We start from the raw sequence: 14,405 nt of genomic DNA on the forward strand, positions 1-14,405 counted from the left end.
ATGGCTGATTACCAGGGTAAAAATGTCGTCATCATTGGTCTGGGGTTAACCGGACTTTCTTGCGTGGACTTTTTCCTGGCTCGTGGCGTGACACCGCGTGTGATGGATACCCGAGCGACACCGCCGGGACTGGATAAATTGCCTGAAGCGGTTGAACGCCACGTTGGCAGCCTGAACGACGAGTGGCTGCTGGCGGCGGATCTGGTGGTTGCCAGCCCGGGTATTGCCCTTGCACACCCCTCATTACGTGCCGCCGCCGATGCGGGCATTGAGATTGTCGGAGACATTGAGCTGTTCTGTCGCGAAGCGCAGGCTCCCGTGGTGGCCATCACCGGGTCGAACGGTAAAAGCACGGTAACGACGCTGGTCGGCGAAATGGCGAAAGCGGCGGGTGTTAATGTCGGCGTGGGGGGCAATATCGGTCTGCCAGCCCTGATGCTGCTGGATGACGATCGCGAACTCTATGTGCTTGAACTGTCCAGTTTCCAACTGGAAACCACGTCCAGTCTACAGGCGGTTGCCGCGACGATTCTGAACGTGACGGAAGATCATATGGACAGATATCCATTTGGTCTTCAACAGTATCGCGCGGCGAAACTGCGCGTGTACGAGAATGCGAAAGTGTGTGTGGTCAATGCAGATGATGCGCTAACCATGCCGGTACGCGGTGCGGATGAGCGCTGTGTGAGTTTTGGCGTCAATATGGGTGACTATCACCTTAACCGTCAGCAGGGCGAAACCTGGCTGCGAGTGAAGGGAGAGAAAGTGCTGAATGTGAAAGAGATGAAGCTTTCCGGTCAGCATAACTACACCAACGCGCTGGCGGCACTGGCGCTGGCTGACGCAGCAGGATTACCGCGTGCGAGCAGCCTGAAAGCGCTAACGACGTTTACCGGTCTTGCTCATCGCTTCCAACTGGCGCTGGAGCATAACGGCGTTCGCTGGATCAACGATTCTAAAGCGACCAATGTAGGCAGTACTGAAGCGGCGTTGAATGGTTTGCATGTCGATGGCACGCTACATCTGCTACTCGGTGGCGATGGTAAATCAGCCGATTTTTCTTCGCTGGCGCGTTATTTGTACGGCGATCGTGTTCGTCTGTACTGTTTTGGCCGCGATGGTGCGCAACTCGCGGCGCTGCGTCCTGACGTTGCTGAACAAACTGAAACGATGGAGGAGGCGATGCGGTTGATCGCTCCACGCGTGAAGCCGGGTGATATGGTGCTTTTGTCACCCGCCTGCGCCAGCCTCGATCAGTTCAAGAATTTTGAGCAGCGGGGTGATGAATTTACCCGCCTGGCGAAGGAGTTGGGTTGATGCGTTTCTCTCTCCCTCGCCTGAGAATGCCGCGCCTGCCGGGATTGGGTCTCCTGGCGAAGGGCTTTGCTGCGCTTAAGGGCTGGGTGATGGCTTCGCGTGAGAAAGACGCAGACAGCCTGATTATGTACGACCGCATGTTGTTGTGGTTAACCCTGGGGCTTGCGGCTATTGGTTTCGTGATGGTGACGTCTGCGTCAATGCCCGTCGGGCAGCGACTGGCGAACGACCCGTTCCTGTTTGCCAAGCGTGATGCGCTGTATATCTTCCTCGCATTTTGCCTGGGACTTGTCACGCTGCGTTTGCCGATGGAGTTCTGGCAAAAGTACAGCACCACGATGCTGATTGCGTCGATCATCATGCTGTTGATCGTACTGGTGGTGGGGAGTTCTGTTAACGGGGCATCGCGCTGGATTGCACTGGGGCCGCTGCGTATTCAGCCTGCGGAATTCACCAAGCTGTCGCTGTTCTGCTACCTCGCGAACTACCTGGTGCGTAAGGTCGACGAGGTACGTAATAACCTGCGCGGCTTCTTAAAACCGATGGGTGTGATCCTGGTGCTGGCGGTACTTTTGCTGGCGCAGCCTGACCTCGGTACGGTGGTGGTGTTATTTGTAACCACGCTGGCAATGCTGTTTCTTGCCGGGGCGAAACTCTGGCAGTTCATAGCCATCATCGGGATGGGGATATCGGCGGTTGTTCTGCTGATCCTCGCCGAGCCTTATCGTATCCGCCGTGTGACCTCTTTTTGGAACCCCTGGGAAGATCCCTTTGGCAGTGGTTATCAGTTGACGCAATCGCTGATGGCATTTGGTCGCGGTGAAGTCTGGGGGCAAGGGCTGGGGAATTCGGTCCAAAAACTGGAGTACCTGCCGGAGGCGCATACTGACTTTATCTTCGCCATCATTGGGGAAGAACTGGGTTATATCGGTGTGGTATTGGCGCTTTTAATGGTATTCTTCGTCGCTTTTCGTGCGATGTCGATCGGGCGTAAAGCGCTGGAAATTGACCACCGTTTTTCAGGTTTTCTCGCCTGTTCTATCGGTATCTGGTTTAGTTTCCAGGCACTTGTCAACGTTGGCGCGGCTGCCGGTATGCTGCCGACCAAAGGTCTGACGCTGCCGCTGATTAGCTATGGTGGTTCGAGTTTGTTGATTATGTCGACAGCTATCATGTTTTTGTTACGTATTGATTATGAAACGCGTCTGGAAAAAGCGCAGGCGTTTACACGAGGTTCACGATGAGTGGTCAACCGAAGCGGTTAATGGTGATGGCAGGCGGTACCGGCGGACATGTGTTCCCGGGATTGGCTGTTGCTCACCATTTAATGGCCCAGGGCTGGCAGGTTCGCTGGCTGGGTACCGCCGATCGTATGGAAGCGGATTTAGTGCCAAAACATGGCATTGAGATTGACTTCATTCGTATCTCCGGTTTGCGTGGCAAAGGGATCAAGGCATTGCTTGCTGCCCCGCTGCGTATTTTTAACGCCTGGCGTCAGGCGCGCGCCATCATGCAACAGTTCAAACCCGACGTGGTGCTGGGTATGGGTGGCTATGTTTCCGGTCCCGGCGGCCTTGCCGCCTGGTCTTTAGGGATCCCGGTGGTGCTGCATGAGCAGAATGGTATTGCCGGTTTGACCAATAAATGGTTGGCGAAGATCGCGACCACGGTTATGCAGGCTTTTCCTGGCGCCTTCCCGAACGCGGAAGTCGTGGGTAATCCTGTGCGTACGGACGTACTGGCGCTGCCTCTGCCGCAGGAGCGTTTGGCGGGGCGTGAAGGCCCGATTCGTTTGCTGGTGGTTGGTGGCTCTCAGGGCGCTCGCGTCCTGAATCAGACGCTACCGCAGGTTGCTGCAAAACTTGGCGATGCGGTAACGATCTGGCATCAGAGTGGTAAAGGCGCGCAGCAGACGGTTGAACACGCTTATGCACAGGCGGGGCAATCGCAGCATAAGGTGACCGAGTTTATTGACGACATGGCCGGCGCGTATGCGTGGGCGGATGTGGTGGTGTGTCGTTCGGGCGCATTAACGGTGAGCGAGATTGCTGCCGCGGGTTTACCTGCGCTGTTTGTGCCCTTTCAACATAAAGACAGGCAGCAGTACTGGAATGCGCTGCCGCTGGAAAAAGCGGGCGCAGCCAAAATTATCGAGCAGCCACAGTTTACCGTGGATGCCGTCGCCAGCACCCTTTCCGGGTGGTCGCGAGAAACTTTACTCACCATGGCAGAGCGTGCTCGCGCGGCATCGATTCCAGATGCCACAGAACGTGTTGCAAATGAAGTGAGCCGGGCTGCCCGGGTGTAATTGTGGCGGTGCCTTTTGCATCGCATGAAATTTCGACGTTAATGGCGTAAAGAATGAATACACAACAATTGGCGAAACTGCGTTCCATCGTGCCTGAAATGCGTCGCGTTCGGCACATTCACTTTGTCGGCATCGGTGGTGCTGGTATGGGCGGTATTGCTGAAGTTTTGGCCAATGAAGGGTATCAGATCAGTGGTTCCGATTTGGCGCCGAATCCGGTTACGCAACAGTTAACGAATCTGGGTGCCACTATCTTTTTCAATCATCGCCCGGAGAATGTCCGTGATGCGAGCGTGGTGGTGGTTTCCAGCGCTATTTCTGCGGATAACCCGGAGATTGTCGCGGCACATGAAGCGCGCATTCCGGTCATTCGCCGCGCAGAGATGCTGGCGGAGTTAATGCGTTTTCGTCACGGCATCGCCATTGCCGGGACGCATGGTAAAACCACAACCACGGCAATGGTTTCCAGTATTTATGCCGAAGCGGGACTGGATCCGACCTTTGTGAACGGTGGTCTGGTTAAAGCGGCGGGCGTACATGCGCGTCTGGGTCATAGTCGTTATCTGATTGCTGAAGCAGATGAGAGCGATGCGTCGTTCCTGCATCTGCAGCCGATGGTGGCGATTGTCACCAACATCGAAGCGGACCATATGGATACCTACCAGGGCGACTTCGAAAATTTAAAGCAGACGTTTATTAATTTTCTGCACAATTTGCCGTTTTATGGTCGTGCAGTGATGTGCGTTGATGATCCGGTGATCCGTGAGCTGCTGCCGCGCGTGGGGCGTCAGACCACGACCTACGGTTTTAGCGATGACGCGGATGTGCGTATTGAAGACTATCAGCAGATTGGTCCGCAGGGGCACTTCACGCTTCTGCGCCAGGACAAGCCACAGCTTCGCGTGACGCTGAATGCACCGGGTCGCCATAATGCGCTAAATGCGGCGGCTGCCGTGGCGGTGGCAACGGAAGAGGACATTGATGACGAGTCAATCCTGCGTGCGCTGGAGAGCTTCCAGGGAACAGGACGCCGTTTTGATGTTCTCGGCGAGTTCCCGCTTGAGCCGGTAAACGGTAAAGTCGGTACGGCGATGCTGGTCGATGATTACGGCCATCATCCAACGGAAGTTGACGCGACCATCAAAGCCGCGCGCGCGGGCTGGCCGGAGAAAAATCTGGTGATGCTGTTCCAGCCGCACCGTTTTACGCGTACGCGCGATCTGTACGATGACTTTGCCAACGTATTAACTCAGGTGGATACGCTACTGATGCTGGACGTTTATGCGGCGGGAGAGACACCGATCCCTGGCGCGGATAGCCGCTCACTGTGCCGTACCATTCGTGGACGCGGCAAGATTGACCCGATTCTGGTGTCTGATCCTACTCAGGTGGCGGAAATGCTGGCGCCGGTATTAACCGGCAACGATTTGATTCTGGTGCAGGGTGCGGGAAATATCGGCAAAATCGCACGTTCCTTAGCTGAAATCAAACTGAAGCCGCAAACTCAGGAGGAAGAACAACATGGCTGATAAGATCGCGGTCTTGTTGGGAGGAACCTCCGCTGAACGTGAAGTTTCGCTGAACTCCGGCGCAGCCGTGCTGGCAGGGTTACGCGAAGGTGGTGTGGATGCGCATCCGGTGGATCCGCAAGAGAGTGACATCACTCTTCTGAAATCGATGGGTTTTCAGAAGGTGTTCATTGCGCTGCACGGGCGTGGTGGCGAAGATGGCACTTTGCAGGGGATGCTGGATCTGATTGGCCTGCCGTACACCGGTAGTGGCGTGATGGCATCTGCCATTTCAATGGATAAACTGCGTAGCAAATTGCTGTGGCAAGGGGCTGGATTACCGGTCGCGCCGTGGGTGGCGTTAACGCGCGCTGAGTTCGAAAAAGGGCTTAGTGATGACATGATGACGCAAATTTCGGCATTGGGTTTACCACTGATAGTGAAGCCGAGCCGTGAAGGCTCCAGCGTGGGAATGTCAAAAGTTGAAGAACAAAATGCTTTGCAAAGCGCATTAGCATTGGCTTTTCATCATGATGAAGAAGTATTGATTGAAAAATGGCTCAGCGGCCCGGAATTTACGGTAGCGATGCTCGGTGAAGAAATTTTACCGTCAATCCGTATCCAACCCGCTGGAACCTTCTATGATTATGAGGCGAAGTATCTGTCTGATGAGACACAATATTTCTGCCCTGCGGGTCTGGAAGAGGATCAAGAGGCTGCGTTACAGGCATTAGTGCTGAAAGCGTGGACCGCGTTGGGCTGCAAAGGTTGGGGTCGTATCGATGTCATGAAGGACAGCGATGGCCAGTTTTATCTGCTGGAAGCCAATACCTCTCCGGGTATGACCAGCCACAGTCTGGTGCCTATGGCGGCACGTCAGGCGGGTATGAGCTTCTCGCAGTTGGTGGTACGAATTCTGGAGTTGGCGGACTGATATGTCGCAGGCTGCACTGAACACGCGAAACAGTGAAGAAGAACTCTCATCTTCACGCCGCAGTAATGGAACGCGTCTTGCAGGTATTCTTTTCCTGCTGACAGTGTTGTGCACCGTGTTTGTCAGCGGCTGGGTGGTGTTGGGCTGGATGGAAGACGCGCAGCGTTTACCCTTGTCGAAACTGGTGCTGACCGGCGATCGGCATTACACGCGCAATGATGATATCCGACAGTCAATTCTGGCTCTCGGGGCGCCTGGCACCTTTATGACCCAGGACGTGAACATCATCCAGAGTCAGATTGAACGTTTACCGTGGATCAAACAGGCCAGTGTCAGAAAACAGTGGCCCGATGAATTGAAGATTCATCTGGTTGAATATGTGCCGATTGCGCGTTGGAATGATCAGCATATGGTGGATGCGGAAGGAAATGCCTTCAGTGTACCAACCGATCGAACCAGCAAGCAGGTTTTACCCATGTTGTACGGCCCGGAAGGCAGCGCAAGTGAAGTGTTGCAAGGGTACCGTGAAATGGGGCAGGTGCTGGCTAAGGATAGATTCACCCTGAAGGAAGCGGCAATGACCGCTCGTCGTTCCTGGCAGTTGACGCTGAATAACGATATTAAGCTCAATCTGGGTCGGGGCGACACCATGAAACGTTTGGCTCGCTTTGTAGAACTCTATCCGGTTTTACAGCAGCAGGCGCAAACCGATGGCAAACGGATTAGCTACGTTGATTTGCGTTATGACTCAGGGGCGGCAGTAGGGTGGGTTCCCTTACCTCCTGAGGAATCTAATCAGCAACAGAATCAGGCACAGGCAGAACAACAATGATCAAGGCGACGGACAGAAAACTGGTAGTTGGACTGGAGATTGGCACCGCGAAGGTTGCCGCTTTAGTAGGGGAAGTTCTGCCCGATGGTATAGTCAATATCATTGGTGTAGGTAGTTGCCCGTCGCGCGGTATGGATAAAGGCGGAGTGAACGATCTTGAGTCAGTGGTAAAGTGCGTACAGCGCGCCATTGACCAGGCTGAACTGATGGCGGATTGCCAGATTTCCTCGGTGTATCTGGCGCTTTCTGGGAAGCATATTAGCTGTCAGAATGAAATCGGCATGGTGCCGATCTCCGAAGAGGAAGTGACGCAGGAAGATGTGGAAAACGTGGTGCACACCGCCAAGTCGGTTCGTGTTCGTGATGAACATCGTGTACTGCACGTTATTCCGCAAGAGTATGCGATTGACTACCAGGAAGGCATCAAAAATCCTGTCGGTCTTTCCGGCGTGCGCATGCAGGCAAAAGTGCATTTGATTACGTGTCACAACGATATGGCGAAAAACATTGTTAAAGCCGTGGAACGTTGTGGCCTGAAAGTTGACCAATTGATATTTGCCGGACTGGCGGCCAGTTATTCCGTGTTGACGGAAGATGAACGTGAACTGGGCGTCTGCGTTGTGGATATTGGTGGTGGTACAATGGACATCGCCGTTTATACTGGCGGGGCGTTGCGCCATACCAAAGTTATCCCTTACGCAGGAAATGTCGTCACCAGTGATATCGCCTATGCCTTTGGTACGCCACCGAGCGACGCCGAAGCCATTAAGGTGCGACACGGGTGTGCGTTAGGCTCCATCGTTGGGAAAGACGAGAGTGTGGAAGTCCCCAGCGTGGGTGGGCGACCGCCGCGCAGTCTGCAGCGTCAGACGCTCGCAGAGGTCATTGAGCCGCGTTATACCGAACTGCTCAATTTGGTCAATGAAGAGATACTGCAATTACAAGAACAGCTTCGCCAGCAAGGTGTGAAACATCATCTGGCGGCGGGGATTGTGTTAACCGGTGGCGCGGCGCAAATTGAAGGCCTTGCAGCCTGCGCCCAGCGCGTGTTCCATACGCAGGTGCGTATTGGGGCGCCGTTGAATATCACCGGACTGACGGATTATGCTCAGGAGCCGTATTATTCAACGGCGGTGGGGGTGCTTCACTACGGGGAAGAGTCCCATTTGAGTGGCGAAGCAGAAGTAGAAAAACGTGTAACGGCTTCAGTTGGCTCGTGGATCAAGCGACTTAATAGCTGGCTGCGAAAAGAGTTTTAATTTTTATGAGACCGGAGAAGATTAACGGTCTCAGGCGACAGGCACAAAACGGAGAGAAACTATGTTTGAACCTATGGAACTGACCAACGACGCGGTGATTAAAGTCATCGGCGTCGGTGGCGGCGGCGGTAATGCCGTTGAACACATGGTGCGCGAGCGCATTGAAGGTGTTGAATTCTTCGCAGTCAATACCGACGCTCAGGCGTTGCGTAAAACTGCTGTTGGCCAGACCATTCAGATCGGTAGCGGTATCACCAAAGGTCTGGGGGCGGGGGCAAACCCGGAAGTGGGTCGCAATGCGGCTGACGAAGATCGTGAGGCACTGCGTGCAGCGCTTGACGGGGCAGACATGGTGTTTATTGCAGCAGGCATGGGTGGCGGTACCGGTACAGGTGCTGCGCCAGTGGTTGCTGAAGTCGCAAAAGATTTAGGTATTCTGACCGTCGCTGTCGTGACTAAGCCTTTCAATTTTGAAGGCAAGAAACGCATGGCATTCGCGGAGCAGGGTATTACGGAGCTGTCCAAACATGTGGACTCTCTGATCACTATCCCGAATGACAAACTGCTGAAAGTGCTGGGGCGCGGTATCTCCCTGCTGGACGCATTTGGCGCAGCAAACGACGTGCTGAAAGGCGCGGTACAGGGGATCGCAGAGCTGATCACCCGTCCTGGTCTGATGAACGTCGACTTTGCAGACGTACGCACCGTGATGTCCGAAATGGGCTATGCGATGATGGGCTCCGGCGTGGCGAGCGGTGAAGACCGTGCGGAAGAAGCGGCTGAAATGGCTATCTCTTCTCCGCTGCTGGAAGATATCGATCTGTCTGGCGCGCGCGGCGTACTGGTCAACATTACGGCGGGCTTCGATCTGCGTCTGGATGAGTTTGAAACCGTGGGTAACACCATCCGTGCATTTGCCTCGGATAATGCAACCGTGGTTATCGGTACTTCTCTTGACCCGGATATGAATGACGAACTGCGTGTCACTGTTGTTGCCACTGGAATTGGTATGGACAAACGTCCGGAAATCACCCTGGTCACCAATAAGCAGGTGCAGCAGCCAGTGATGGATCGCTACCAACAGCACGGCATGGCGCCGTTGACGCAAGAGCAAAAACCGGTTGCTAAAGTGGTTAACGACAACACGCCGCAAACCACTAAAGAGCCGGATTATCTCGATATCCCTGCGTTCCTGCGCAAGCAAGCTGACTAAGAATAAGCTGGAATTTGGGTATCGTGGCTCTTTGTGCTAAACTGGCCCGCCGAATGTATAGTACACTTCGGTTGGATAGGTAATTTGGCGAGATTATACGATGATCAAACAAAGGACACTTAAACGTATCGTTCAGGCGACTGGTGTCGGTTTACATACCGGCAAAAAAGTCACCCTGACATTACGACCTGCGCCGGCCAACACCGGGGTCATCTATCGTCGCACCGACTTGAATCCACCGGTAGATTTCCCGGCCGATGCCAAATCTGTGCGTGATACCATGCTCTGTACGTGTCTGGTTAATGAGCATGATGTACGGATTTCAACCGTTGAGCATCTTAACGCTGCTCTGGCGGGCCTGGGCATCGATAACATTGTTATCGAAGTCAATGCTCCGGAAATCCCGATCATGGATGGCAGTGCCGCTCCGTTCGTCTACCTGCTGCTTGATGCAGGCATTGAAGAACTGAAAAGCGCCAAGAAATTTGTACGCATCAAAGAGACTGTTCGTGTCGAAGATGGCGACAAGTGGGCTGAGTTCAAGCCGTACAATGGTTTTACGTTGGATTTCACTATCGACTTTAACCATCCGGCGATTGACTCCAGTACGCAGCGCTATGCGATGAACTTCTCTGCGGACGCGTTCATGCGCCAGATCAGCCGTGCGCGTACTTTCGGCTTCATGCGTGATATCGAATATCTGCAGTCTCGTGGTTTGTGCCTGGGCGGCAGCTTCGATTGTGCCATCGTTGTTGACGATTATCGCGTATTGAACGAAGACGGCCTGCGTTTTGAAGATGAATTTGTTCGCCACAAAATGCTTGATGCTATCGGTGACTTGTTCATGTGTGGTCACAATATTATCGGTGCATTTACCGCGTATAAATCCGGTCATGCGCTGAATAACAAACTGCTACAGGCAGTCCTGGCTAAACAGGAAGCCTGGGAATTTGTGACCTTCCAGGACGACGCAGAACTGCCGTTGGCTTTCAAAGCGCCTTCGACCGTACTGGCATAACGACATACCCTGTCGCATAAATTCGACTGGTTAATCTGGCACTCTCTCCGGCCAGGTAAGCCAGTCGTTTTTTTTGTGGCGTACCCGCCATTTTTTCTGATGCGATTTTTATGTGTTGCTGAATCGAAACGCAGCGCGTTCGCTGCTTTCTTAAGCATTTTTACCCTTAGCTTTTTGTCATTCCTGCTGTAGTACAGCGGTATTAGTGATAAGATTTGTGCGCAAAAATAACGTTTAGAAAGCATAAACCCGACGATCGGGCTTTTAAGGTGGCAATGACGTGAGTGGAATACTGACGCGCTGGCGACAGTTAGGCAGACGGTACTTCTGGCCGCATCTCTTATTAGGGATGGTCGCGGCGAGTTTTGGTCTGCCCGCTCTCAGTAACGCTGCCGAGCCGAATACGCCAGCAAAAGCGACAGCCAGCAATCACGATCAATCTGCGAAGGTAAACTTTAGCCAGCTTGCGTTGCTGGAAGCCACCAACCGTCGCCCGAATTTTACCGTCGATTACTGGCACCAGCATGCGATTCGGACGGTTATTCGCCATCTTTCCTTCGCAATGGCGCCGCAAGCGCTACCCGTTGCTGAAGAACCACTACCACTTCAGGCACATCATCTCGCTTTACTGAATACGCTCAGCGCCATGCTGACTCAGGAAGGCCAGCCGCCTGCAATCGTGCGCCAACTGGCGTACGCCCATTTTACGCCTCAGGCCGTATTTAACGTTTCTGTCTGGATTAACCAGGCGCAAGGAATACGTGCTGGCCCTCAATGCCTCAGCTAAAAACAAAAAACCTTTAACTCATTTTTATGACTTCGCTTCGCGGGGCGTTTGAGATTTTATTATTATGCTAATCAAATTATTAACGAAAGTATTCGGTAGCCGTAACGATCGTACGTTACGTCGCATGCGCAAAGTCGTCGGCGTGATTAATGCCATGGAACCGGAGATGGAAAAACTCTCCGATGATGAACTGAAAGCGAAAACGACAGAGTTCCGTGCTCGTCTGGAAAAAGGTGAAAGCCTGGAAAGCCTGATTCCGGAAGCCTTTGCGGTTGTCCGCGAAGCCAGTAAACGCGTCTTCGGGATGCGCCACTTTGACGTTCAGTTGTTAGGCGGTATGGTCCTTAACGATCGCTGCATCGCGGAGATGCGTACCGGTGAAGGTAAAACCCTGACCGCAACGCTGCCTGCTTACCTGAACGCATTAAGCGGTAAAGGTGTGCACGTGGTGACCGTGAACGATTACCTGGCACAGCGTGACGCCGAAAATAACCGTCCACTGTTTGAATTCCTCGGCATGAGCGTCGGCATCAACATGTCTGGCCTGCCTGCACCTGCAAAACGTGAAGCATACGCGGCGGACATCACTTACGGTACCAACAACGAATACGGCTTTGACTACCTGCGCGATAACATGGCGTTTAGCCCTGAAGAACGCGTTCAACGTAAACTGCACTACGCGCTGGTGGATGAGGTGGACTCCATCCTGATCGATGAAGCACGTACGCCGCTTATCATTTCTGGTCCGGCTGAAGACAGCTCAGAAATGTATAAGAAAGTGAACAAAATCATTCCACGCCTGGTGCGTCAGGAGAAAGAAGACTCCGACACCTTCCAGGGTGAAGGCCATTTCTCCGTTGATGAGAAAGCCCGTCAGGTGAACCTGACCGAACGTGGTCTGGTGCTGATTGAAGAACTGCTGGTGAATGAAGGCATCATGGACGAAGGTGAGTCGCTGTACTCTCCGGGCAACATTATGCTGATGCACCACGTCACCGCTGCGTTGCGCGCGCACGTGCTGTTTACCCGCGACGTCGACTACATCGTGAAAGACGGTGAAGTTATCATCGTTGACGAACACACCGGTCGTACCATGCAGGGGCGTCGCTGGTCTGATGGTTTGCACCAGGCCGTTGAAGCGAAAGAAGGCGTGGATATCCAGAACGAAAACCAGACGCTGGCCTCCATTACGTTCCAGAACTACTTCCGTCTGTACGAGAAACTGGCCGGTATGACCGGTACAGCAGATACCGAAGCATTTGAATTTAGCTCTATCTACAAGCTGGATACCGTTGTGGTTCCGACCAACCGTCCGATGATCCGTAAAGACATGCCGGACCTGGTCTACATGACGGAAGCGGAAAAAATTCAGGCGATTATTGAAGATATCAAAGAGCGTACTGCGAATGGTCAGCCAGTGCTGGTCGGTACTATCTCCATCGAGAAATCCGAAGTGGTTTCTAATGAGCTGGTGAAAGCGGGTATCAAACATAACGTTCTGAACGCCAAATTCCACGCCAACGAAGCGGCGATTGTTGCACAGGCGGGTTACCCGGCTGCAGTGACCATCGCGACTAACATGGCGGGTCGTGGTACCGATATCGTGTTGGGGGGGAGCTGGCAGGCTGAAGTGGCTGAGCTGGAAAATCCAACACCGGAACAGATTGCACAGATTAAAGCTGACTGGCAGGTGCGTCATGATGCGGTGCTGGCATCGGGCGGTTTGCACATCATTGGGACTGAACGTCACGAATCTCGTCGTATCGATAACCAGCTTCGTGGCCGTTCTGGTCGTCAGGGTGACGCCGGTTCTTCTCGTTTCTATCTGTCGATGGAAGATGCGCTGATGCGTATCTTCGCCTCTGACCGTGTTTCAGGCATGATGCGCAAACTCGGCATGAAACCGGGTGAGGCCATTGAGCACCCGTGGGTCACCAAAGCGATTGCTAACGCCCAGCGTAAAGTAGAAAGCCGTAACTTCGATATTCGTAAGCAACTGCTGGAATATGATGATGTGGCAAACGATCAGCGTCGCGCTATCTACAGCCAGCGTAACGAACTGCTGGATGTGACCGATGTAAGCGAAACCATCAACAGCATCCGCGAAGATGTGTTCAAAGTCACCATCGATGCCTATATTCCGCCGCAGTCGCTGGAAGAGATGTGGGATGTCCCTGGGCTGCAGGAACGCCTGAAAAACGATTTTGATCTCGACATGCCGATTTCAGAGTGGCTGGATAAAGAGCCTGAATTGCACGAAGAAACGCTGCGTGAACGTATTCTGGCGCATGCTATCGATGTTTATCAGCGCAAAGAAGAGGTTGTCGGTGCAGAAATGATGCGCCACTTCGAGAAGGGCGTTATGCTGCAAACGCTCGATTCGCTGTGGAAAGAGCACCTGGCGGCAATGGATTACTTACGTCAGGGTATCCATTTACGTGGCTATGCGCAGAAAGATCCGAAGCAGGAATATAAACGTGAATCTTTCTCCATGTTTGCCTCTATGCTGGAGTCACTGAAATATGAAGTGATCAGCACGCTGAGCAAAGTTCAGGTTCGCATGCCGGAAGAGGTTGAAGCCATGGAACAGCAGCGTCGTGAAGAAGCTGAACGTTTGGCGCAAATGCAACAGCTTATCCATAAAGGTGATGATACCGCAGTGGCAGAAGAGTTGGCTGCGCAAACGGGCGATCGTAAAGTGGGTCGTAATGATCCCTGCCCTTGCGGTTCCGGTAAAAAATACAAACAGTGCCATGGTCGTCTGAGCTAAGGTCTGAATAAAAACGATAAAGGCGCAGATATCTGCGCCTTTTTTATGGATGTGAGAAAATGAAGATTCTGCAAATCGCCGTCGGGATAATTCGTAACCCGCAGAACGAAATTTTTATTACCCAGCGTGCCGCTGATGCCCATATGGCGAATAAACTGGAATTTCCGGGTGGGAAAATTGAGTTGGGCGAAACGCCGGAACAGGCGCTGATTCGTGAACTGCAGGAAGAAGTTGGTATTACGCCTCAAGGTGCGACGCTATTTGATACGCTGGAGTACCAGTTCCCGGATCGACAGATCACTCTCTGGTTCTGGTTGGTCGAAAACTGGGAAGGAGAGCCGTGGGGAAAGGAAGGGCAACCCGGTCAGTGGATCGCGCAGAGCAAGCTGGATGCAAAAAATTTTCCACCGGCAAATGAACCCGTCATTACGAAGTTAAAACAGATTAGGTAGGCCGTAA

At 53.2% G+C, this 14,405-nt stretch carries 12 protein-coding genes; all 12 read left to right on the forward strand.

The window, feature by feature from the left end; all coding sequences use genetic code 11:
- Complete coding sequence (murD, locus tag CJP72_RS11045) at positions 1–1,317, forward strand: UDP-N-acetylmuramoyl-L-alanine--D-glutamate ligase (RefSeq protein ID WP_162381008.1); 1,317 nt, start codon at positions 1–3, stop codon at positions 1,315–1,317.
- Complete coding sequence (gene ftsW / locus CJP72_RS11050) at positions 1,317–2,561, forward strand: cell division protein FtsW (protein WP_162381010.1); 1,245 nt, start codon at positions 1,317–1,319, stop codon at positions 2,559–2,561. The genes murD and ftsW overlap by 1 nt, the downstream gene beginning before the upstream one ends.
- Complete coding sequence (murG, locus tag CJP72_RS11055) at positions 2,558–3,625, forward strand: undecaprenyldiphospho-muramoylpentapeptide beta-N-acetylglucosaminyltransferase (RefSeq protein ID WP_162381012.1); 1,068 nt, start codon at positions 2,558–2,560, stop codon at positions 3,623–3,625. Before ftsW ends, murG begins: the two co-directional genes overlap by 4 nt.
- A gap of 53 nt (positions 3,626–3,678) precedes the next feature.
- On the forward strand, positions 3,679–5,154 hold the full coding sequence (gene murC / locus CJP72_RS11060; protein WP_162381014.1) for a UDP-N-acetylmuramate--L-alanine ligase: 1,476 nt from the start codon (positions 3,679–3,681) through the stop codon (positions 5,152–5,154).
- A complete protein-coding gene (locus CJP72_RS11065) occupies positions 5,147–6,067 on the forward strand; it encodes a D-alanine--D-alanine ligase (RefSeq protein WP_162381016.1) in 921 nt (306 codons plus the stop codon). The genes murC and CJP72_RS11065 overlap by 8 nt, the downstream gene beginning before the upstream one ends.
- Before the next feature lies 1 nt (position 6,068).
- Complete coding sequence (gene ftsQ, locus CJP72_RS11070; protein WP_162381018.1) at positions 6,069–6,899, forward strand: cell division protein FtsQ; 831 nt, start codon at positions 6,069–6,071, stop codon at positions 6,897–6,899.
- Positions 6,896–8,158: a cell division protein FtsA gene (gene ftsA / locus CJP72_RS11075; protein WP_162381020.1), complete on the forward strand. Its 1,263-nt coding sequence runs from the start codon at positions 6,896–6,898 to the stop codon at positions 8,156–8,158. Before ftsQ ends, ftsA begins: the two co-directional genes overlap by 4 nt.
- A gap of 61 nt (positions 8,159–8,219) precedes the next feature.
- Positions 8,220–9,371, forward strand: coding sequence for a cell division protein FtsZ (gene ftsZ / locus CJP72_RS11080; RefSeq protein WP_003018753.1), 1,152 nt, complete (start codon positions 8,220–8,222; stop codon positions 9,369–9,371).
- A gap of 100 nt (positions 9,372–9,471) precedes the next feature.
- Positions 9,472–10,389 carry a UDP-3-O-acyl-N-acetylglucosamine deacetylase gene (lpxC, locus tag CJP72_RS11085; protein ID WP_162381022.1) on the forward strand — a complete coding sequence of 306 codons (918 nt, stop codon included), beginning with the start codon at positions 9,472–9,474 and terminating at the stop codon, positions 10,387–10,389.
- Between the two features lie 280 nt (positions 10,390–10,669).
- Positions 10,670–11,176, forward strand: a complete 507-nt coding sequence (secM, locus tag CJP72_RS11090; RefSeq protein ID WP_162381024.1) for a secA translation cis-regulator SecM — start codon at positions 10,670–10,672, stop codon at positions 11,174–11,176.
- Positions 11,177–11,240: 64 nt separating this feature from the next.
- Positions 11,241–13,946, forward strand: a complete 2,706-nt coding sequence (gene secA, locus CJP72_RS11095; RefSeq protein WP_162381025.1) for a preprotein translocase subunit SecA — start codon at positions 11,241–11,243, stop codon at positions 13,944–13,946.
- Between the two features lie 59 nt (positions 13,947–14,005).
- Positions 14,006–14,398, forward strand: a complete 393-nt coding sequence (gene mutT, locus CJP72_RS11100) for an 8-oxo-dGTP diphosphatase MutT (RefSeq protein ID WP_162381027.1) — start codon at positions 14,006–14,008, stop codon at positions 14,396–14,398.
- The last annotated feature ends 7 nt before the right edge of the window (positions 14,399–14,405 follow it).

The organism is Citrobacter sp. NCU1, from assembly GCF_010231475.1.
In the GTDB taxonomy this organism is placed as follows: Bacteria; Pseudomonadota; Gammaproteobacteria; order Enterobacterales; family Enterobacteriaceae; genus Citrobacter_D.